General features: G+C 65.6%; 16 protein-coding genes. 11 read left to right on the top strand and 5 right to left on the bottom strand.

Features of this window, described 5'->3' with window-relative positions; translation table 11 throughout:
* Positions 1 to 55: 55 nt before the first annotated feature.
* Positions 56 to 1,723, bottom strand: a complete 1,668-nt coding sequence (locus AX681_RS11325; RefSeq protein ID WP_066656743.1) for an MFS transporter — start codon at positions 1,721 to 1,723, stop codon at positions 56 to 58.
* Between the two features lie 234 nt (positions 1,724 to 1,957).
* Between AX681_RS11325 and AX681_RS11320 the strand changes: the two genes are divergently transcribed.
* On the top strand, positions 1,958 to 2,584 hold the full coding sequence (locus AX681_RS11320; RefSeq protein ID WP_066656750.1) for a response regulator transcription factor: 627 nt from the start codon (positions 1,958 to 1,960) through the stop codon (positions 2,582 to 2,584).
* Here AX681_RS11320 and AX681_RS11315 read toward each other — a convergent pair.
* Together AX681_RS11315 and AX681_RS11310 are read right to left on the bottom strand one after the other, a co-directional pair.
* Positions 2,558 to 5,905 (bottom strand): PAS-domain containing protein, encoded by a 3,348-nt coding sequence (locus AX681_RS11315; protein ID WP_066656759.1) that lies wholly within the window; start codon positions 5,903 to 5,905, stop codon positions 2,558 to 2,560. The two genes, AX681_RS11320 and AX681_RS11315, sit on opposite strands and share 27 nt — an antisense overlap.
* 60 nt (positions 5,906 to 5,965) lie before the next feature.
* Positions 5,966 to 6,430: a MarR family winged helix-turn-helix transcriptional regulator gene (locus tag AX681_RS11310; protein ID WP_066656752.1), complete on the bottom strand. Its 465-nt coding sequence runs from the start codon at positions 6,428 to 6,430 to the stop codon at positions 5,966 to 5,968.
* A gap of 113 nt (positions 6,431 to 6,543) precedes the next feature.
* Between AX681_RS11310 and AX681_RS11305 the strand changes: the two genes are divergently transcribed.
* The 10 genes from AX681_RS11305 to speD all read left to right on the top strand — a co-directional run bounded on the left by AX681_RS11305 (position 6,544) and on the right by speD (position 15,046).
* Positions 6,544 to 7,560: an alpha/beta hydrolase gene (locus tag AX681_RS11305; RefSeq protein ID WP_066656754.1), complete on the top strand. Its 1,017-nt coding sequence runs from the start codon at positions 6,544 to 6,546 to the stop codon at positions 7,558 to 7,560.
* A gap of 28 nt (positions 7,561 to 7,588) precedes the next feature.
* A complete protein-coding gene (locus tag AX681_RS11300) occupies positions 7,589 to 8,020 on the top strand; it encodes an organic hydroperoxide resistance protein (RefSeq protein WP_066656756.1) in 432 nt (143 codons plus the stop codon).
* A gap of 137 nt (positions 8,021 to 8,157) precedes the next feature.
* Positions 8,158 to 9,150: an SPFH domain-containing protein gene (locus AX681_RS11295; RefSeq protein ID WP_066682258.1), complete on the top strand. Its 993-nt coding sequence runs from the start codon at positions 8,158 to 8,160 to the stop codon at positions 9,148 to 9,150.
* A gap of 6 nt (positions 9,151 to 9,156) precedes the next feature.
* Entirely contained in the window at positions 9,157 to 9,831 is a 675-nt protein-coding gene (locus AX681_RS11290; RefSeq protein ID WP_066663733.1) for a DUF4178 domain-containing protein, read from the top strand.
* Positions 9,821 to 11,170: a DUF4178 domain-containing protein gene (locus AX681_RS11285; protein WP_066663735.1), complete on the top strand. Its 1,350-nt coding sequence runs from the start codon at positions 9,821 to 9,823 to the stop codon at positions 11,168 to 11,170. The genes AX681_RS11290 and AX681_RS11285 overlap by 11 nt, the downstream gene beginning before the upstream one ends.
* Entirely contained in the window at positions 11,167 to 11,313 is a 147-nt protein-coding gene (locus tag AX681_RS22480; RefSeq protein WP_197422038.1) for a hypothetical protein, read from the top strand. Before AX681_RS11285 ends, AX681_RS22480 begins: the two co-directional genes overlap by 4 nt.
* 9 nt (positions 11,314 to 11,322) lie before the next feature.
* Positions 11,323 to 11,535 (top strand): DUF350 domain-containing protein, encoded by a 213-nt coding sequence (locus AX681_RS11280; protein WP_066663738.1) that lies wholly within the window; start codon positions 11,323 to 11,325, stop codon positions 11,533 to 11,535.
* On the top strand, positions 11,528 to 13,060 hold the full coding sequence (locus AX681_RS11275) for a polyamine aminopropyltransferase (RefSeq protein ID WP_066663745.1): 1,533 nt from the start codon (positions 11,528 to 11,530) through the stop codon (positions 13,058 to 13,060). Before AX681_RS11280 ends, AX681_RS11275 begins: the two co-directional genes overlap by 8 nt.
* Positions 13,050 to 14,651, top strand: coding sequence for an FAD-dependent oxidoreductase (locus AX681_RS11270; protein ID WP_066663748.1), 1,602 nt, complete (start codon positions 13,050 to 13,052; stop codon positions 14,649 to 14,651). Before AX681_RS11275 ends, AX681_RS11270 begins: the two co-directional genes overlap by 11 nt.
* Positions 14,648 to 15,046, top strand: coding sequence for an adenosylmethionine decarboxylase (gene speD / locus AX681_RS11265; RefSeq protein WP_066663751.1), 399 nt, complete (start codon positions 14,648 to 14,650; stop codon positions 15,044 to 15,046). Before AX681_RS11270 ends, speD begins: the two co-directional genes overlap by 4 nt.
* 16 nt (positions 15,047 to 15,062) lie before the next feature.
* Here speD and AX681_RS11260 read toward each other — a convergent pair whose 3' ends face one another.
* Both AX681_RS11260 and AX681_RS11255 read right to left on the bottom strand, forming a co-directional pair.
* Positions 15,063 to 18,377 carry a tetratricopeptide repeat protein gene (locus tag AX681_RS11260; RefSeq protein ID WP_066663754.1) on the bottom strand — a complete coding sequence of 1,105 codons (3,315 nt, stop codon included), beginning with the start codon at positions 18,375 to 18,377 and terminating at the stop codon, positions 15,063 to 15,065.
* A gap of 155 nt (positions 18,378 to 18,532) precedes the next feature.
* Positions 18,533 to 19,368: SIR2 family protein (locus AX681_RS11255; protein ID WP_197424281.1), on the bottom strand; the 836-nt coding region annotated here is incomplete at its 5' end.

Genomic DNA, 19,368 nt, shown 5'->3' with positions numbered 1-19,368 from the left:
ACTTCTTGATACCGGTGTCATCTGGCGGTGCAGGAAGCGACCCTGCGCCCTCCCGCTATTCGTCGATATTTTTGCGGAACGTTTCGGGCAGGAAGAGCAGACCCACGATCAGGGTCAGCCCGGCGACCACGATCGGATACCACAGGCCGTAATAGATATCCCCGGTCGCCGCGACCATCGCGAAGGCGGTGGTCGGCAGGAAGCCGCCGAACCAGCCATTGCCGATATGATAGGGCAGCGACATCGACGTATAGCGGATCTTGGTCGGGAACAGCTCCACCAGCATCGCCGCGATCGGGCCATAGACCATCGTCACCAGCAGCACGAGCCAGGTGAGGATCGCCACCACTAGCGGCTTGTTGATCGCCGCCGGATCGGCCTTGGACGGATAGCCCGCCGTCGTCAGCGCAGCCTTCAGCTCGCCCTGGAACGCGGTGATCGCGGCCTTGCGATCGGCACCGGTCACCCGCGCCGGATCGGGCGCGGTAAAGGTTGCTTCGCCGATCTTCACCTGCGCGATCGTGCCCGCCGGTGCTTCGACCGAGCTATAGCTGATCGCATTCTTGGCGAGGAACGCCTTGGCGATGTCGCAGCTCTTGCTGTCGAACTTGTTGCCGCCGACCGGATCGAATTGCAGCGAGCAGTCGGCATCGTTGGTCACCACGGTGACCGGTGCGGTCGCCGCGGCGCGGGCCAGTGCCGGGTTGGCCGCCGACGACAGCGCGTGGAACGCCGGGAAATAGGTCAGCACCGCGAGCGCGCAGCCCGCCATGATGATCGGCTTGCGCCCGACCTTGTCCGACAGCCAGCCGAAGAAGATGAAGAATGGCGTCCCGATGGCGAGCGCGATAGCAATCAGGATGTTGGTGGTCGCACCATCGACCATCAGCATCTTTTCAAGGAAGAACATCGCGTAGAACTGGCCAGTGTACCAGACCACGGCCTGCCCCGCGACCGCGCCGAGCAACGCGATCAGCACCCATTTGAGGTTGCCCCATTTGCCGAACGCTTCGGTCAGCGGTGCCTTCGACGTCTTGCCCTCTTCCTTCATCTTCTTGAAGACCGGGCTCTCTTCGAGCTGCATCCGGATCCATAGCGAGACGCCCAGTAGGATGATCGAGACGAGGAACGGCACGCGCCAGCCCCAATCCTTGAACGCCTCTTCGCCGACGATGGTGCGGGTGCCGATCACGACGAGCAATGCCGCGAACAGGCCGAGCGTCGCGGTCGTCTGGATGAAGCTGGTGTAAAGGCCGCGCTTGTTGTTCGGCGCATGCTCGGCAACGTAGGTCGCAGCGCCGCCATATTCACCGCCCAGTGCCAAGCCCTGGATCAACCGCATCAGGATCAGCAGCACCGGCGCCGCCACGCCGATCGTGGCGTAAGACGGGAGCAGACCGACGACGAAGGTCGCAAAGCCCATCAGGCCCATGGTGACGAGGAAGGTGTTCTTGCGTCCCACGAGATCGCCGATCCGTCCGAACACCAGCGCGCCGAACGGACGCACTGCGAACCCGGCGGCGAAGGCGGCGAGGGCGAAAATGAAGCCCGTCGTCTCATTCACGCCCGAAAAGAATTGCGCCGAGATGATCGTCGCGAGCAGCCCGTAGAGGTAGAAATCATACCATTCGAACACCGTGCCCAGCGACGAAGCGGTGATGACCAGCTTCTCACTCTGGGTCGCCTTGTGGTGCTTGGGCAAGTCCGGGGCCTGGGTCGCCATGCGCGCTCAACTCTCCTGATCGATCCGCCTTCTATCCCGCAGGCGCGGTTCGAGGCGGGGATGATCATGGCCGCGGTGGCGCGGAATGTCATTACGACATAGGTCGTAGATGTATGACATCATGCCGTACCGAATTGCCGCGCGGGGAGGCGCGATTGTCCGGGAAAATGTGCCGGATTGCGTGACTTGTCGACTGTTCGGCATTAGGTCTTCGCGCTGTGGAGGGAAGCAGGCGTGACGCAATCCGTTCTCATCGCTGACGACCATCCCCTGTTTCGCCAGGCATTGCGCCTGGCCGTGCACCATGTCCTGCCCGAGGCGGTCATCCATGAAGCCGGCACGCTGGACGCCGCTGCCACCGCCGCGGCACACGCTCAGGGGCTGACGCTGATCCTGCTCGATCTGAAAATGCCCGGCGCGATCGGCTATTCGGGCATCGCCTTGCTCCATGCCGAGCGTCCGGAGGTGCCGATCCTGGTCGTGTCGAGCTCCGGCCCCGAGGCAGCGGCACAGGCGCGTGCGTTCGGCGCGATCGGCTATCTCGACAAGGGCAGCGATCTCGATGCGATCGAGGCGGCGATCGCCACCGCGCTTGCCGGTCCGGTCCCGTCGCCGACCGCCGCACCGGACCAGCCGGTCGATCAGGTCCGCGCAACCGTCGCGAGCTTCACACCGATGCAGCTCAAGGTGCTGCTGGCGGTGCTCGATGGACAGCTCAACAAACAGATCGCCCACCGCCTCGACATCAGCGAGGCGACGGTCAAGGTTCATATGACCGCGATCATGCGCAAGCTCGATGTGCGGACGCGGACTCAAGCGGCGCTGGTCGCGCGCTCACTCGGCATCGACCTGCGCGGCTGAGACCTGGCGCAGAAAGGCCTCGATCGCGGCCGGGTCGGCCGGCTTGGCAATCACATCGACGCCCAGCGCCGCCGCCTCCGCCCGGACCTCAGACCCGGTTTCGGCCGTCAGGAGCAGCGCCGCGAGCCCGGCGCGACGCGTGCGGAGCTGTGCAATCAGGCCAAGCCCGGTCATCTCCGCGCCCAGCTGATAATCGACCAGTGCGGCATCGATCGGATCGACCACTGACAGCGCCTGAGGCACGCTGACGACTCCGATGGCGCGATGGCCGAGCGCTTCGAGCAACGCGACACTGGCCGCGACGATGCGCGGATCATCGTCGACGACCAGCACGCGCAGCGATCTGGCGGGTGCGTCCGGTTCGGTCGGCACCGGCGGTGTCGCCACGACCGCATCATGGGCGGGGAGCGACAGGCTGAAGCAGCTGCCATGACCGGGGCGCGAGCGGACATCGAGCTGTCCGCCGATCAGCGGGACGATCCGGCGCACCAGCGCAAGCCCCAATCCCAGCCCTTCGGTTTCGACCGTGCCGAGCCGCGTGAACTCGGCAAAGATGTCCGACAGCTGCGACGGCGCGATCCCGACGCCGGTATCGACGATATCGATCCGCCAGAACGCCCCGCGCCGCCGCACGCCGATCAGGACGCCACCCGCGACCGTGTAGCGCAATGCGTTGCCGACGATGTTCTGCAGCACCGAACGCAACAGCCCCGCGTCGCACCGTACCGCCCCGCGCAACTGGGCGAGGCGCAGTGCCAGCCCCTTGTCGGCCGCCATCGGGCGAAAGCTGTCGGCCAGTTCGGTCAGGAATGGACCGAGCGCGATCGGCACCGGGTCGGGCGTCACCCCGCCGGCATCGAACTTGCTGATGTCGAGCAGCGACCGCAGCAAATCCTCGGCAGCGAGCAGCGCAGCATCGACCTGGTTCAGCAAGCCCGACTGCCCCGGCGTCGCGTCGCGGGACAGGGCGCGGGTGAAGAGCCGTGCTGCGTGGAGCGGTTGTAGCAGATCATGGCTCGCCGCGGCGAGGAAACGCGTCTTGTCGCGATCCGCCTCGGCCAGTCGCGCATTGGCTTGGCGCAGTTCGCCGGTGCGCTGCTCGACCCGGCGCTCCAGCTCGTTCAGCGTCGTGCGCAGCGCCGCGCGCATCCGCGCTTCCTCGCTGATGTCGGTGAACGACATCACATAGCCGCCGCCGGGCATTGGGCCGCCGACGGTCTTGATCGTCTTGCCATCGTGCCGCAGCCGTTCAAATTGATGCGGCTGACCGTTGCGCAGATGCGCGAGCCGCTTGCGTACATGCATCTCGATGTCGCCATCGCCGAAGTCGCCATGCCGCGCATTGTGCCGGATCAGGTCGGCGACGGGCGCGCCGACATAGACCATGCCGGGCGGATAATCGAACAGGTCGAGATAGCGGCTGTTCCACGCGACCAGGTTGAGGTCGGCATCGACGACGCTGATGCCCGCCTCGACATTCTCGAAGGTCGAGGCGAGCAATTTGCGGGAGAATTGCAGGCTCGCGCCGCCTTCGTCGAGCAGGCGCGCCACATCGTGGACGCTGAGCTTGCCCCCCGCCAGTGCCGATGCGACCAGTGCGCGTGCCGATGACGCGCCGACGACCTGCGCGATCAGCGCGCGCGCACGCCCGGCCGAGCGCCGATCGACCGCAGCCGCCGGGTCGATGTCGCTGAACGCGCGCTCTGCCTGTTCGTGCCCGACGAAACTGCCGGTCAGCTGGACCAGGTCGCGCTGGTTGCTGATCAGCCTTTCCCCGCCAAACATGCGCGGAAAGGTGGGGCGGTTCAGCCCGCGCGCCGCAATCACGCCGAACACCAGCAGATTGGCGCCCACGCTCCAGATCACGCCATGGGTGAGCGGCGTCGCAGCGCCGATGCCGAGCAGATTGGTCGGATCGGCAACGCTGCCTTTGAGCGCCACCATCACCCCGTCGGGCAGCACCGGCGGTAGCGCCAGCGTGTAAAGCCAGACGATCAGCCCGGTGGTCAGGCTCGCCCGCGCCGCCAGCGCGTCGCGGCCCTTGCCGGTTGCGGCGAGGATGAAGTGCGGTACGAACTGCGCCATTGCGGCAAAGGCAATCAGCCCGATCGACGCCAGCGAATCCTGCGACGACACCAGCAACGCCCAGGCGAGGCCGAGCAGCATGATGCCAAGGATGGTCGCGCGCCGCAGCACCAGCATCCGCTGCCCCATCGCACCCGATGCGTTGGCGCTCGACAGCATGCGTCGGCGCACGAGGGTCGGGAAAAGCAGGTCGTTCGACACCATCGTCGCCAGTGCGGTCGAATCGACGATCGCCATCGACGCGGCGGCGCTGACCCCGCCGAGCAAAGCCGCGGCGAGCACCAGGCTGTGCCCCTGCGCGGCAGGCAGCTCGAGCACATAAACATCGGGCGAGACGCCCGGGTCGAGCAGCATCGTCCCCGCCAGCGCGATCGGCAGGATGACCACGGCCATCACCGCCAGATATCCAGCCAGGCCGAAGCGCGCGCGCACCAGATCGTCCGGATGGCGCGCCTCGACCAGCCCCATATAGAATTGGCGGGGCAGCACGAGGATGGCGGGCATGGCGATCAGGAAGATGATCGCGACTTCCAGCGACATGCGATCCGCGCGGAAGCTCTGCTGGAACCGCGCCAGCCCGGCCTGCATCGCTGCAGCGTCGGCATTGGCGATAACAAGGACGGCAATTGCGGCGACGAGCAGCAGCGCCAGCAGCTTGATCGCGGATTCGAGCGCGATCGCATAGACCAGCCCTTCGCTGCGCCCAGCAAGCTCGAACCGGCGCGCGCCGAACAAGGCGGCAAATATGGCGAGCAGGGGGGCGGCAACCAGCATGGCGGGCACGCTGACATCCGCGCCGGAGACGATCGACAGCGCTGCGCCGATCGACCGCAGTTGCAGCGCGATATAGGGGATGGTGCCGAGCAGCGCGATCGTCGTCACCAGCCGCGCGACCACGATGTCATGTCCGAAGCGCGCGGCGATGAAGTCGGACACGGTGGTCGCACGCTCTTCGGCGACGGCTTCGGCGAGCCGGCGCAGGAAGCGCGGCGCGGCGAGCAACAGGATGATCGGCGCTGCATAGATGGGGAGATAGCTCCACCCGTCGCGCACCGCGCTGCCGACCGCGCCGTAAAAGGTCCAGCTGGTGCAATAGACGCCGAGCGCCAGCGTATAGGCCCGGAGGCGCAGCCGCGCATCGGCAGAACCAGCGGCATTGCGCTCGACGATCGCCGCGACCGCGAACATCACGACGATCAGCGCCAGAGCGACCAGAGACGCGACATGGAGGCTCATGCTGCCATGCATAGCATGATCCGCCCGGCGCTCGCCAACCCCGTCACATGCAGCAGCGGATCAGGGCTGCGCGTTGTTCCGCAGCGCCTGCCCCAATGCAGCGAGCTTGGTGTTGAGGCCTTGCAGCTCCTCCGGCCGCATTCCGGTCGCCGCCAGGATTTCCGAGGGGATACATCCGATTGCTTCATCGATCAGCGCTGCGCCGGCATCGGTCAGGGCGAGCCGAACCACCCGCTCGTCCTGCTTGTCGCGCGTCCGCGTCACCAGTCCGGCTGCCTCGAGCCGCTTGATCAGCGGCGTCAGCGTGTTCGATTCAAGGTGCAGCTGCGCGCCCAGCGTGCTCACCGTTTGCCCGGCGCGGCCGCGCAACGCCACCAGTGCGAGATATTGAGGGTAGGTGATGCCGAACCGGTCCAGCAGCGGCTTGTAGACGCGATTGAAGGCCAGCCCGGCGGCATAAACCGAGAAGCACAGAAACTGGTCGAGCGGGTCGCCCTGGTCGGCGGGATGGGGAGTGTCGGTCATGCGCCACTGATAAATCGCACGCGATTTAATCGCAAGAGTTGACAGGGCGAACGGTGCGGCTATTTAGATCGTACACGATTTAATCGTGATCGATATACAAAGGACCATTGATCATGCGCACCATGCCTCGTCTCGCTGCTCTTGCTTCCACCGCATTGCTGGCCCTGTCGTCGGCACACGCCTCGGCACAGACGCTCGAGCCTTCGGCCAATGCCTTTGCCAAGACCGCCGCAGCCGGAAAGCCGATTTACGAACTGCCCTATGCTGACGCCCGCGCGGTCCTTGCGACCGTTCAGGCCGATAAGGTCGCGGCATCGGCCGCAACGTCCACCCAGGATCTGATATGGAAAATCGGCCCGACCGGGCAGGTGCGCGTGCGCATCGTGCGTCCGGCCGATGCCACGGGTGCGCTGCCCGCTGTGCTCTATTATCACGGCGGCGGCTGGGTGACGGGCGACCGCAACACCCATGACCATTTGATCCGCGAACTGGCGGTGCAGGCGCGCGCTGCGGTCGTGTTCGTCGAATATGATAATGCGCCGGAAGTCCGGTATCCGGTCAACAATGAGCAGGCCTATGCCGCGCTCGATCATGTCGCCAAACATGGCGCGGCGCTCGGCATCGATCCGACGCGGCTCGCGGTGGCGGGCGACAGCGCCGGCGGCAATATGGCGATCGCGGTCACGATGATGGCCAAGGATCGTGCCGGTCCCAAGATCAGCCATCAGCTGCTCTTCTATCCGGTGACCGACGATGTGTCGGACAATGCGTCGTACCGCGCATTCGGCAACGGCCCGTTCCTGACCCGGCGTGCGATGGATTATTTCCTAGAGGCAAATTATCCCGTCGAGCGCCGCAGGGATGTGCTGGCCTTCCCGCTGCGGGCCACGCGCGACCAGCTCGCCGGGCTGCCCAGTGCCACGGTGATCGTCGCCGAGAACGACCTGCTGCGCGACGAGGGGGAGGCCTATGGCCGCCGCCTGCTCGATGCCGGCGTGCCGGTCGTAGTCACGCGCTACAACGGCACGATCCATGACTTTGTGATGCTCAACGCGCTGGCGGGCAGCGAACCGGCGCGCGCCGCGATCGCCCAGGGCGCGCAGCGGCTGCGCGGCAGCTTCGCGAACTGATCCTCGAACCCACGAAAGGAAGACTGACATGACGAAGATCCTCTATTCCACCCGCGCCACCGCCACCGGCGGTCGCGACGGCACGGCGCGGACCGATGACGGCGCACTCGAAGTGGCGCTCGCCACGCCGAAGGAGCTGGGCGGCAATGGCCAGGGCAACAACCCCGAACAGCTGTTCGCCGCCGGCTATGCCGCGTGCTTTCTCAGCGCGATGAAGTTCGTCGGGACGCAGGGGCAGCACGCTCGCCTGCCCAACGATGCTAGCGTCAGCGCAACGGTCGGCATCGGGCCGCGCGCGGACAAGGGCTTCGGCCTGACCGTGACGCTCGACATCGCACTGCCCGGCCTCGATCGGGCCGCGGCCGAGGCGCTGGTGGCCGAAGCCGACACGGTGTGCCCCTATTCGCACGCCGTGCGCGGCAACATCCTGGTCAACCTGGTCATCGCGCACGGCGCCTGACCCCATGGCAACGGCCCGGACGAAACAGACACCGTTCGGGCCGTTGTGCTGCAGATAGCGCGCATCGCGCCCGCGCGCACCGAAACGCCTTCCCGTCGCGGCCTAAGCTTTGTAGCGTGGCGGTATGGGAGGCGCGCATGGGTATTTTTGATTTTCTGTCCAAGCAGTTCGTCGATGTCATCGATTGGGTGGACGAGCCGGGCGTGCTGGCGATCCGCTACCCGATGCAGGACCGCGAGATCCAGAATGGCGCGCAGCTGACCGTGCGCAGCGGCCAGACCGCGATGTTCTATAATGAAGGCGTGCTCGCCGACGCCTTTCTGCCCGGGCTGCACACGCTCGAAACCGCCAACCTCCCGGTGCTCACGTCGCTGCTGAACTGGGACAAGGGCTTTTCCGCGCCATTCAAGTCCGACGTCTATTTCTTCTCGCAGAAGGAGCAGACCGGCCTCAAATGGGGGACGCAGCAGCCGATTACGGTGCGCGACACGGAATTCGGCCCGCTGCGCGTGCGCGCGTTCGGCAGCTACAGCTTCCGCGTCGAGGATGTCGCGGTGTTCGCGGTCAAGATGATGGGCTCGCTCGACAAGCTCACCGCCGCCGATCTGGAGCCGCAGCTGCGCGCCGCCATCGCCACCGCGCTTGCCACCGGGCTGGGCGGGGGCGAGATCGCCTTTCTCGACCTCGCCGCCAATCAGGCCGCGCTGTCGGGCAAGCTGCGCGCCGCGGTCGAACCGGCGTTCGCGCAATGGGGACTGACCTGCACCAGCTTCTTCGTCGAGAGCCTGTCCTTGCCCGAAGACGTTCAGGCGATGCTCGACAAGTCGAGTTCGATGCGCGTCGTCGGCGACCTCGACCGCTTCGTGCGGTTCCAGAGCGCGCAGGCAATCGAAATGGCGGCGGGCCAGTCGGGCGGCGTCGCCGGGGCTGGGGCGGGCGCAGCGGCGGGCTTTGCCATCGGGCAGCAGATGGCGGCGGGGATGACCGGTGCCCCCGCTGGCACCGGACCGGCGGGCGGTGAGGATGCGTTCGCGCAGATCGAGAAGCTGCACAAATTGCTCACCATCGGCGCGATCAGCCAGGCCGAGTTCGATACCAAGAAGGCCGAACTGCTCGGGCGCATCCGCTAGTCTGTCATGGGCCTGACGATCGCCTGTCCCAATTGCGGTGCCGACGCCGTGTTCCGCTCGGCGGCGCTGCCGTGCCGCATCTGCGACTATTGCCAGACGATGCTGGTGCGCAGCGATGATGGCGTGCGGGCGGTGGGGGCGGCGGCGGTGCTGCCGTTCGACGTCAGCCCGGTGACGATCGGCCTGCGCGGCATGGCCGACGGCATCGGCTTTCAGGTGATCGGTCGAGTCCGCTGGGCCTGGACCGATGGCGCGTGGAACGAATGGCTGATGCTGTTCGACGATGGCAGTCATGGCTGGCTCGGCGAGGCGATGGGCCAGTTTATGCTACTGCGCGAGGCCCCGCTCAAAACGGCGCGCGCAAAGGTGTTGCGCGATGCGATCAACGGCGGCGAAGCCGTGCCCGGCTCGGCGGCCGAGATTGGCGGGGTCAAGATGCAGGTCGCCGACGCGCGCGACGTGCTGTGCATCGCAGCGGAGGGCGAGCTCCCCTTCACCGCCCCGCCCGGCTGGCGGGTGTACAGCGTCGATCTGAAGGGGCCGGGCGGCGAATGCGCATCGCTGCAGCGCGACGGCGCGAGCGCGACCTTCTACACCGGGCACTATGTGACGCTGGCCGAGCTGGCCCCGCGCGGGTTGCGCCGGTTCGATGGATGGAGCCTGCCCGACTATGCCGGCTGAGCTCGAGACGATCACTGCACCGCCCGCGCCGGCGGTCCGCGCGCTCAATTGCCCGGCGTGCGGATCGGCGGTGACGCTGCGCGCGGCGGGCTATTCGGTCACGGCGGGCTGTCCCTCGTGCGGCAGCATCCTCGATGTCGCCGATCCGCTCGTGAAGTTGGTCACGCGCTATGCCGAAATGACGCGCGCGCTCGATATCCCGCTCGGCACGCGCGGCACGCTCGACGGGATCGAGTGGGAGGCGATCGGCTGGCTCGCCCGGTCGATGAACGGCGATTATCCGTGGGAAGAATATCTGCTGTTCAACCCCTATCACGGCTATCGCTGGCTGATCTTCGACGGGCAGAGCTGGAGCCTGGGTGAACAGCTCACCGCGACCCCGGATTTCGTGACCTATGACACGCTGAGCGCCGGGGGCCGCCATTATCGGCGCTTCTTCAAGGAGCGCGAGGCGCGGGTCGATGCGGTGCTCGGCGAATTCTACTGGCGCGTAGCGATCGGGGAGCAGGTGATCACCTCCGAATGGGCCGCGCCCGGCTGGACCCTGTCGCGCGAAGCCAATGCCCGGGAGGTCAGCTGGTCGGTCGCGCGCCTGCTCGCCCCGCGCGAGATCGAGGCGGCGTTCGGGGTAGAGGCGGAACGCCAACCCTGGCCGCCGCCACCGCACATGGTGTCGCCGCATGCCGGCTGGCTGTCGACCTGCGTCAAGCTGGGGTTGGCGGCGATGGCGTTCCTACTGGTCATATCGATCTTCATGGGCGGCGGGCGCTGGAACGATATCGGCGTGTTGCCGGTCGCACGCGACGGCTCCGCCCAGTCGGTGACGGTCGGATCGGTGACCTTCGACCAGCCCTGGCAGCGGGTCGAAATCCGCGCGCGCGTGCCGCGGCTCGAAAATGGCTGGGTCGATCTCGATTATGCGCTGGTCGATCGCACCACCCAGCGCGTCTATGAAGCCTATGGCGTCGCCGAACGCTATTCGGGCCGCGATGACGAAGGCGATTGGGCCGAAGGATCGCGCGAGTCCGAAATCTCGATCGCCAGCGTTCCGCGCGGTACTTATGATCTGGTGATCGATTATCGCGGCAATCGCTGGATCGCCAACAATCCGGGCGGCTGGGGCCAGACCGACTGGCTCGCCGCCAGCGATGCGCCCGAAGTGGTGGTCGAGGTGCGACGGGGCGGCGTCTATGCCTCCAACCTGATCATCGCGCTGCTGTTCATCCTGATCCCGCTGGGCTGGGGCTTTGCCCGCCATGTCCGGTTCGAACAGGCGCGGCAGGCGGAGAGCGATTACGATCCCGTCGGGGTCGCCGCCCTGTTCAAGGAAAGTGAATGACCCGCGGCAGCTTCTTCTTTGGCCTGTGGTGCCTGTTCGTCACGGCGCTGTTCATCGTCACCGCCATTTTCGGCTATTCGCCCTTCGCACAGGGTGGGCGCAGCGCCGCGCGTGCCGGTGCCTATGGCCCCACTCATAAATAGGAGACGCTCATGGTCACCACCCTTCCCGCATTTCTCGCCACCGTCCTCTACGCCGCTGTCGGCATCGTCGTGTTCGTGGTCGGCTTCGTGATCCTCGACCTGCTTACGCCCGGAAAATTGTGGGAAGAGATCGAGAAGAAGCAGAATGTCGCGGTCGCGATCTTTGCCGGCGCGGTCGCGATCGGGCTGGCGATCATCGTCGCCGCCGCCATTCATGGCTGAGGGCGACCCGTCACCCCAGTTGCGCAAGCCTACCGCGCCCGGCGCGGCGCTGCTCGCATCGGCGTTCGTCGTCGCGACCTGTGGCCTGATCTATGAACTGCTAGCGAGCACGCTGGCGAGCTATCTGCTCGGTGACAGCGTCACGCAATTTTCGACGGTCATCGGCAGCTATCTGTTCGCGATGGGGATCGGCAGCTGGTGTTCGCGTTATGTGAAGCGCGACGAACTGCGCCTGTTCGTGCGGGTCGAGTTGCTGATCGCGATCCTGGGCGGCTTTTCGGCGGCGGCGCTGTTCCTGCTGTTCCCGCTGGTCGATCATTTCCGCGTCGCGCTGTACAGCATCGTGCTCGCAATCGGTTTTCTCGTCGGGCTCGAAATCCCGCTGCTGATCCGCATCCTGCGCGGCTATGATTTCCGGGAGGTGGTGTCGAACGTCCTGACCTTCGACTATGTCGGCGCACTCGCGGCGTCCTTGCTGTTCCCGCTGGTGCTGATGCCGCATCTCGGCATGATCCGCACCGGCTTCCTGTTTGGCTTTGCCAATGCCGCGGTCGCGCTGGCGCTGCTGCTGACGCTCCCGCGCGCTGCCCGGTTGGGGCTGGAAAAGGCGGTGGCGGTCGTGATCCTGATCGCGCTCGCCGCCGGCTTCGCGGGGGCGGAGCGGCTCCAGAAATGGGCCGAGGTGGCGAGCTATGCCGAGCCGGTGATCTACGCCGAATCGAGCCGGTTCCAGCGCATCGTGCTGACCCGCCGCGACGATGACCTGCGCCTCTATCTCAACGGCAACCTGCAATTCTCGTCGCGCGACGAATATCGCTATCACGAGGCGCTGGTGCATCCGGCGATGGGGCGGGTCGCCAGCCCGCGCAACGTGCTGATCCTGGGCGGCGGCGACGGGCTCGCCGCGCGGGAGGTGCTGCGTTACCCCATGGTCGAGCGCGTGACCCTGGTCGATCTCGACCCCGCGATGACCAAGCTGTTCGCACGCAGCGGCTTTCTGACCCGGCTCAACGGCGGCGCGCTCACCGACAAACGCCTGACCGTGGTCAATGCCGACGGCTTTCGCTGGGTGCGCGAAGCCACCGGGCGGTATGACGCGGTGATCGTCGACTTTCCCGATCCGGTCGATTTCTCGGTCGGCAAGCTCTACACCGAAACCTTCTACCGCAGCCTCGTCCGCCTGCTCGCTCCGGGCGCGATGGTCACGGTGCAGAGCACATCGCCGCTGGTGGCGCCGCAAGCCTATTGGACCGTCGCCGCCACGATGGAGGCGGCGGGGCTGACCACGCGGCCCTATCACGCCTATGTGCCGAGCTTCGGCGAATGGGGGTTCATCCTCGCCTCGGCGGGCACGATCCCTGCCGAGGGGCGCTTTCCGTGCGGCCGGTTCCTGACCCCGGCGGTCGAGCGCCAACTGTTCGCTTTCCCGCCCGACATGGCGCGGCGTCCGGCGGAGGTGAACCGGCTCGACAACCAGATTCTGGTGCGCGAGTTCGGCAAGGCATGGGCGCGCTATGAAAGCTGATCGCCGCACGCTGCTGGGGGCAGGCGCGGTGGCGGCCTGCGCCGCCGGAGGGGCGTTTGCGCTGACCCGTTCTCCGCCGCTTCCGCCCGGTGATCTGGATGGCGCGGATCTGGCGCGCGGGCACCGGCTGCGCGACGGCGGCTTCCCACCGCCTGTGCGCGAAGAACAGGTCGACCTGCTGATCGCGGGCGGCGGGGTGGCGGGGCTGGCCGCCGGATGGCGGCTGATGGACGCCGGGTTCGATCGCTTCACGCTGGTCGAGCTGGAGGATCGGGTCGGCGGCAATGCCCGCGCCGGGCGCAACACCGTCTCCGCCTATCCGCTCGGCGCGCATTACCTTCCGGTCCCCAATCGCGAGGCCGGTGCGCTGCAGAAAATGCTGCGCGAATTCGGCATGATCACCGGCGATCGCGATGGCGTGCCGGTCTATGACCCGACCCAGCTCTGCGCCGATTTGCAGGAGCGTATCTTCTGGCAAGGGCGCTGGCATGAAGGTCTCATCCCGCGCACCGGCCTGACGCCGCAGGACGAAGCGGACCTGCGCGCGTTCGAGGCGGCGATGGCAGATTATTCGCGCCGCATGGGGAATGACGGCAACCCCGCCTTCGCCGTGCCGATGGCTTATAGCTCGACCGACCCCGAACTGCGCGCGCTCGACGGGCAGAGCTTCGCCGCCTGGCTGGACGCGCGCGGCTGGCGCTCGCCGGTGCTGCGCGGCCATGTTCGCTACGCGATGCGCGACGATTACGGGACTGAGCCGGGCGAAGTCTCCGCCTGGGCCGGCATCCATTATTTCGCGAGCCGTCGCGGCTGGGCGGCGGACGGCGCCGGCGGTAACGAACTGACCTGGCCCGAGGGGAACGCTCGGCTGACCCAAGGGATGGCGCGGCGCTGTGGCAAGCGCATTCGGGCCGGCATGATCGTCCACCGCGTCGCGCGGCGCGGGGAGGGGATCGAAGCCGATTGTTTCGACGCGGCGGCGGCTGAGACCATCCGCTTCAAGGCCCGCGCCGCGATCCTCGCCATGCCGCACTTCGTCGCCGCGCGGATATGCCACGATATCGCGCCCGATTCAGCGCTGAGCTATGCCCCATGGCTGGTCGCCAATGTCACGGTCGAACGTCTGCCGACAGGGCGCGGCGTGCCGCTCGCGTGGGACAATGTCTCGGCCATCAGCCAGTCGCTCGGCTATGTCGTGGCAACGCATCAGGGCCCGGCGGCCATTTCGGGCGCGAGTGTGCTGACCTGGTATCTGCCGCTGTCGGACATGGCCCCGTCGGCGGCGCGGCGCTTGCTGCTCGACCGCCCGGCGGAGGACTGGAAGCGCATCGTGCGCGACGATCTGCTCGCCACCAATCCCGAGCTCGACGGCGCGATCCGCCGCATCGACCTGTGGCGCTGGGGACATGCGATGGCGCGGCCCACTCCCGGCTTTCTGCGCCGCGCCGGGGGCGGGGACGCTGCGCCGTTCTGGTCGGCGCATAGCGACCTCAGCGGCCTCTCACTGTTCGAAGAGGCGCATTATCACGGCGTCCGCGCGGCCGAGGCTGCGATGACCCATCTCGGCCATCGCCATGCGAGCCTGTTATGACCGGCATGCAACCCGGCGAGGGCTGGCACCTCATCGCGGACTTAGCCGACGGCGCGCAGCTCGACGATGCCGACCGGATCGCACGCATCCTGACCGATGCGGCGGCCGCCGCGGGTGCGACCTTGCTCGAGCTGCGGCTGCACAAGTTCGGCGCGGGTTTCGGCGTCACCGGCGTCGCGCTGCTCGCCGAATCGCACATCTCGATCCACACCTGGCCCGAATATGGCACCGCCTGTGTCGACATCTTCATGTGCGGCCGCACGAATGACCTCGACGCCGCGCTGGCCGCGATCGTCGCCGGGCTGGCGGCGCGGGTGGAGCGGCAGGCGATCCATAGACGCGTGTTTGGGAAGACGAATGCGGCGGCGGGTAGCGGGGGCGGGGTTGGCGCGTAATCGTGCCTAGTCCCGTTCAGCGCGTCTTGAGGTTGATCAATTGCCGCGTCGCTACCTCCACCGCGCGTTGATAACCGATATGGGATCCTTCGCTGACCGCGCGCTCCAGGATCTTCTGCGCATTGCGAGCGTCTCCCCGTAATCGATAGACTTGGCCCGTCACGACCCGCAACCAGATCCGACGCAGCGTCATGCCATATTGCGCCGCTTTGGCCGCTGCCCGCGACACGTCGCGTGACGCCGCCTCAATGTCTCCGAAATTCAGGTGAACCAGGCCGCGCGCCGTCAGCGCCTCGACGGTCACGCGGTGCATTTCGAGCGACAGGCCATAGTCGATCGCTTCGCCCAGCGTCGCGAGCACTTCGGCGGCGCTGCTCGGGTCGGCAAAAAACTGGTTATGTGCCTTGGCGATACGCAGCCGGTACAGAATGTCCGTATGCCGCCCGCCCGTGGCTGCAGCAATCCCGCGTTGCAATGCTGCCGCAGCGTCGATCTCGCGGCCGGGGATCTGCCGCAGCAGTGCGCAGCGATGATGCTCGAAGATGGCGATTGCGCGTTGCTGACGCATCGCGCTGAACGCGGAAATCGCCGTTTCATACTGCGATTCCGCCTCTTCCATCATGCCAAACAGATGGTGGCACAGACCGATATAGCCGTCGCAGAGCGCGGCAATCAGCCGGCCCTCATTGGTAGCCGATCCGATGGCATCGGCGTCGCGGTCGAGATGCTGGCGAAGCGTTTCCAGCTCGCGCCGGGCGTCGGCAATGCGCCCGCGCTCGATCCACAGAAAGGCGCGGTTGATCGTCAGACGTGCACGATTGGGGTGAAACCGGTCGGCCTCGATCTTCCGGTTGGCATCGAACGCCAGCTCGAACGTGGTGGCAGCGGTGTAGAGATCGCCCTGTGCCATCGCGAGCATGGCACGTTCGTTGAGCAACCAGACGATCTCGCCATCGAAGAAGGGGTGAATCTGTTTGTCGGCAACCTCGGGCTTTTTGCCGTTGCCCCGCGTTTCAGCCTCGCTCCCCTCTTCGGGCTTGCTGACCTTGCCGGCTTGGGGTTCGGGTTCTTCAAGCTCTAGCAGGCTGCGCAACCCGGTGACCCTGACCGTTCCGTCTTCGGCAGCCGCTATGGTCTCCCGGAACGTCTCGACGGCTTTCGGCTGCGGGCGCCGCCATGGTTTGGGGATGTGGCTATCTGTGCACAGCAGAGAAATGTCTTTCTGAGTCCCCAGCGTCTGGAGCGAGCCGTCTTGGCCCTTGTCGTCCGTCACGATCCCCGACACGTGATCAAGCGTCTTCATCAGCGTTTGGAACGGTGCCTTTTCCGCTCCCCATATCTGCGCTTCGATCGTCAAGTTGAGCAGCGCGCGGATACGCTGCTTGTGTTCGCTGATCGCGCTGATCTTGCCCGGTGCGCGGCGCTGATCTCCTACATCGAGACCGAACAGGTTCACTGCGGAATAATAGCCGCGGATGACACCCCCCGCTGCGCGCAGCCCCATGACGGGGAGGGGACTGGCGAAGCTGAGCCGCCGCCGCATGTTGCGCAGGGTTTCGAGATAGTGGAGCGAGAGGTCGTGATCATAGTTTTCGGTGAGGCCCCTGCGGGCCGCACGAAAGGCTGCTCGCAGGTCAATGGTCCCGCTTGCTGCTTCGAGGGAAAGATCGGTCTCTTTCCAAGAATGCATCAGATAATCGATCAGGTCTTCGAGTTCGCCGGTAACCCGTGGCTCGGGGACCGAGGCATCGTCGGGCTGCACGGCGTAGAGCGACAGATTATAGCTGTCGGACAAGACGCCAGCATTGTTCGGCACGCCGAACCGGTCCTTCAAAACCTTCGCCGTCAATCGATGGACGACGAGCCGGTATCCGTTCTTGATCGCCCGGTTGGCGAGTTCCTGGCACCAATTCCAGTCTTTCGGGCGAGCATCCTTCTTACCTTCTTGGGTGGCCTGCTCTTTCTCCGCCTGCTTTTCAGACGCTTCATTGGTCTCGCCAAATGGCTCGATCAGGCTGACCAGACCGAGCTGCAGGGCGCGCGCGAGCGCATCGCGGATCGCGAAGGCCTCTGTCTTCGCGCGGTCTGGTCCTGCTTCGGGCGTCTCTCGGCCATCCGTCTTGTCGGACGGCTTCTGGAGGCCAGGCATCTCGCGCAGGCGAGCCCGGATCGCAGGCACCGACGGGAGAATGTCGGCCTCGAACGGCAGGCCGATGAACGCGCATGCTTTAACGATCTCAATGGCCAGCTGATCGTCGGCCGTGCAGTCGGGAAAGCGGGCCCTGCCGGTTTCGAGAGTCGTCAGCCAGTCGCCGATCAGACGATCCGCCTCACGTGCGCCATGCGCCATCTGGAGGCGCGTGGTGCGATCGGTGCCGTTAAAATGCGGCTGGTGCGCTTGAGCGGCGATCTGGTCCAGCTTGGCCCTCAATCCGAACCCGTTTTGTGCGGTGCCCGCGCCGTCCGGCCTATTTTGTGCGCTGTCCGCGTCGTCCGGCTTGATCAGCCACAGCTTGGCCGGGCGCGTCTGTGACGCATGGCCGCCGGAACCCGGTGCCTTTGGATCCGGCTGCTGTGCGTTAAGCCGGCTGCTGAAGAAGCTCAGGCAGCGCAATTCACCCGTGATCAGCAGGGAGATGTTTCGTTCGGGATCGAGCAGCTGATCGAGCAACCATTCGAACTCAACCGACATCGGCATGCCGTCCGTCCCGAAGAGGCGATCGACGCCGCCCAGAACGATCAGCGGCGGGGTTGTCTTCGGCACGGTCCTGTTCGCCAGAATCCGCTGGCGGCGCGACAGGGCATCGCCCGACTGGTCGGCCGATGGCGATCCCAGAAACTGGTCGATGATCGACACGATCGAGTCGATTTCCTGACCATAGCAGCAGTTGATGAACAGCCGCCGCGGTTCGTGCCCCGATGCGCCGCCGTTCGTTGTCGTGCCGAGTTGTTCTGTGACAAGCTGGGCGAGCAGTCTGCCCTTACCAATTCCGCGCGGACCAAGGATGATCGTTCGCTCGCAACTGGTGCTGGGCAGGAGCAGCGCGCCCAAGCGATTGATAACGGTGAAATTGGGCGCAGTGTCACCGGCCAGATTCGGTGCCAGTTGGGCAATATAGCGCGACTGCGCGTTCTCGGATTTCAAAGGCGTTGGCAGCGCAAGCGTCGAAATCTGGCTAATATGGCGGGTCACGAGTTCGCTGTCATGCGCCGCGGACGATTTGCGCGCGATGATCGGCGTCGCACGCTCGCGATAATGTTCGACCGCCTCATGCCCGATCTGGCGCAATTCATGCCGAAGCGCTGCGGAAACGAGTTTCTGGGCGAGCATATTGAGATAATCGGCGATTAGGCGGTCGGCTCCATTGTAATCGTCGCGTTTAATGTTTCCGGGAATGCACTGAATAAGCCATGCAACGATCGTTCGATCATAATCCAGATCATGTAAGAGCCGAAATCTGCCGCCAATTTTGGAACTTAAATAATTTATGCCAGAAAATTATGCTGTTTGAATTTGAAAAAATCCACGTCACCGAAGTCTGTATTATTTGTATAAAAACGGTACGGGGGATTTTCGAACGGTTTCCCGTCTGCGGACTTCCGCTCCACCAAGTCATACTTCCAGGCGATATAGTCCACCAGCAACAGGTGATCGCGTAACGTATAGGCGGCGCCGCGCCGCGCGTGCCCGGTATAAACGACGCGTACCCCTAATTTGGTCGCCAATTGCGTCTGTTCGAGCAGGAGTTCGCGTTGCGGCTTGATTGCTTCGCGCAACACGATCGACGGTGCGGCACGGAGCAAATCGGGGTTGCTGACATTGGCCCGAAGCACGCGGTTCAGATCGGCTTCTGTCAGGCCGGAGCCGACAAACAGGATCGGATTGCCGACAATCAACGTGTCATAGGCGTGATCGAACGCCGTCCGCGCAATGCCCTCGGACCGGTAGAGCCGGTTATACTCGCTATCCGCCGCGATCATGGTTTCGGGCCGGTCGACGCGCCCATGCAGGTGATAGATGTGGACCGTGTTATCGACGCCGCCCAGCGCGAAATCGAACAGGGGTGCCACATGCAGCCCGTCGTTCACGTCGCTGCGGACGACCCGCCCGTCGCGGTGTTGGCAGGTAAGGGCGTGGTCGTCGTCCGCAATCTCGATCTTGTGCCGCTTGAGGCTGTCGGGGGTCAGCGGGGGGGCGTCCCGTGCGACCATATGCTGGTCTTCGAGACCCAGATCATAATTGGTCGACAGATAACGCCGCAGCCCGAGCCATTCGTCGAGTTCGCGCAGCGGATCGAGCAGTGGGCGGGGGGGGGGTTGGG

Source organism: Sphingomonas sp. CCH9-E2 (genome assembly GCF_001557215.1).
Lineage (GTDB): Bacteria > Pseudomonadota > Alphaproteobacteria > Sphingomonadales > Sphingomonadaceae > Sphingomonas.
The sequence above is the reverse complement of the archived record's forward strand: the minus strand, read 5'-3'. Positions and strand labels throughout refer to the sequence as shown.

What these genes read in the sequence shown, in the direction of transcription:
- AX681_RS11325 (WP_066656743.1), bottom strand. Translation starts at nt 1,723, where the DNA reads ATGGCGACCCAGGCCCCGGACTTGCCCAAGCACCACAAGGCGACCCAG.
- AX681_RS11315 (WP_066656759.1), bottom strand. Translation starts at nt 5,905, where the DNA reads ATGAGCCTCCATGTCGCGTCTCTGGTCGCTCTGGCGCTGATCGTCGTG.
- AX681_RS11310 (WP_066656752.1), bottom strand. Translation starts at nt 6,430, where the DNA reads ATGACCGACACTCCCCATCCCGCCGACCAGGGCGACCCGCTCGACCAG.
- AX681_RS11305 (WP_066656754.1), top strand. Translation starts at nt 6,544, where the DNA reads ATGCGCACCATGCCTCGTCTCGCTGCTCTTGCTTCCACCGCATTGCTG.
- AX681_RS11300 (WP_066656756.1), top strand. Translation starts at nt 7,589, where the DNA reads ATGACGAAGATCCTCTATTCCACCCGCGCCACCGCCACCGGCGGTCGC.
- AX681_RS11295 (WP_066682258.1), top strand. Translation starts at nt 8,158, where the DNA reads ATGGGTATTTTTGATTTTCTGTCCAAGCAGTTCGTCGATGTCATCGAT.
- AX681_RS11290 (WP_066663733.1), top strand. Translation starts at nt 9,157, where the DNA reads ATGGGCCTGACGATCGCCTGTCCCAATTGCGGTGCCGACGCCGTGTTC.
- AX681_RS11285 (WP_066663735.1), top strand. Translation starts at nt 9,821, where the DNA reads ATGCCGGCTGAGCTCGAGACGATCACTGCACCGCCCGCGCCGGCGGTC.
- AX681_RS22480 (WP_197422038.1), top strand. Translation starts at nt 11,167, where the DNA reads ATGACCCGCGGCAGCTTCTTCTTTGGCCTGTGGTGCCTGTTCGTCACG.
- AX681_RS11280 (WP_066663738.1), top strand. Translation starts at nt 11,323, where the DNA reads ATGGTCACCACCCTTCCCGCATTTCTCGCCACCGTCCTCTACGCCGCT.
- AX681_RS11275 (WP_066663745.1), top strand. Translation starts at nt 11,528, where the DNA reads ATGGCTGAGGGCGACCCGTCACCCCAGTTGCGCAAGCCTACCGCGCCC.
- AX681_RS11270 (WP_066663748.1), top strand. Translation starts at nt 13,050, where the DNA reads ATGAAAGCTGATCGCCGCACGCTGCTGGGGGCAGGCGCGGTGGCGGCC.
- speD (WP_066663751.1), top strand. Translation starts at nt 14,648, where the DNA reads ATGACCGGCATGCAACCCGGCGAGGGCTGGCACCTCATCGCGGACTTA.
- AX681_RS11260 (WP_066663754.1), bottom strand. Translation starts at nt 18,377, where the DNA reads ATGCTCGCCCAGAAACTCGTTTCCGCAGCGCTTCGGCATGAATTGCGC.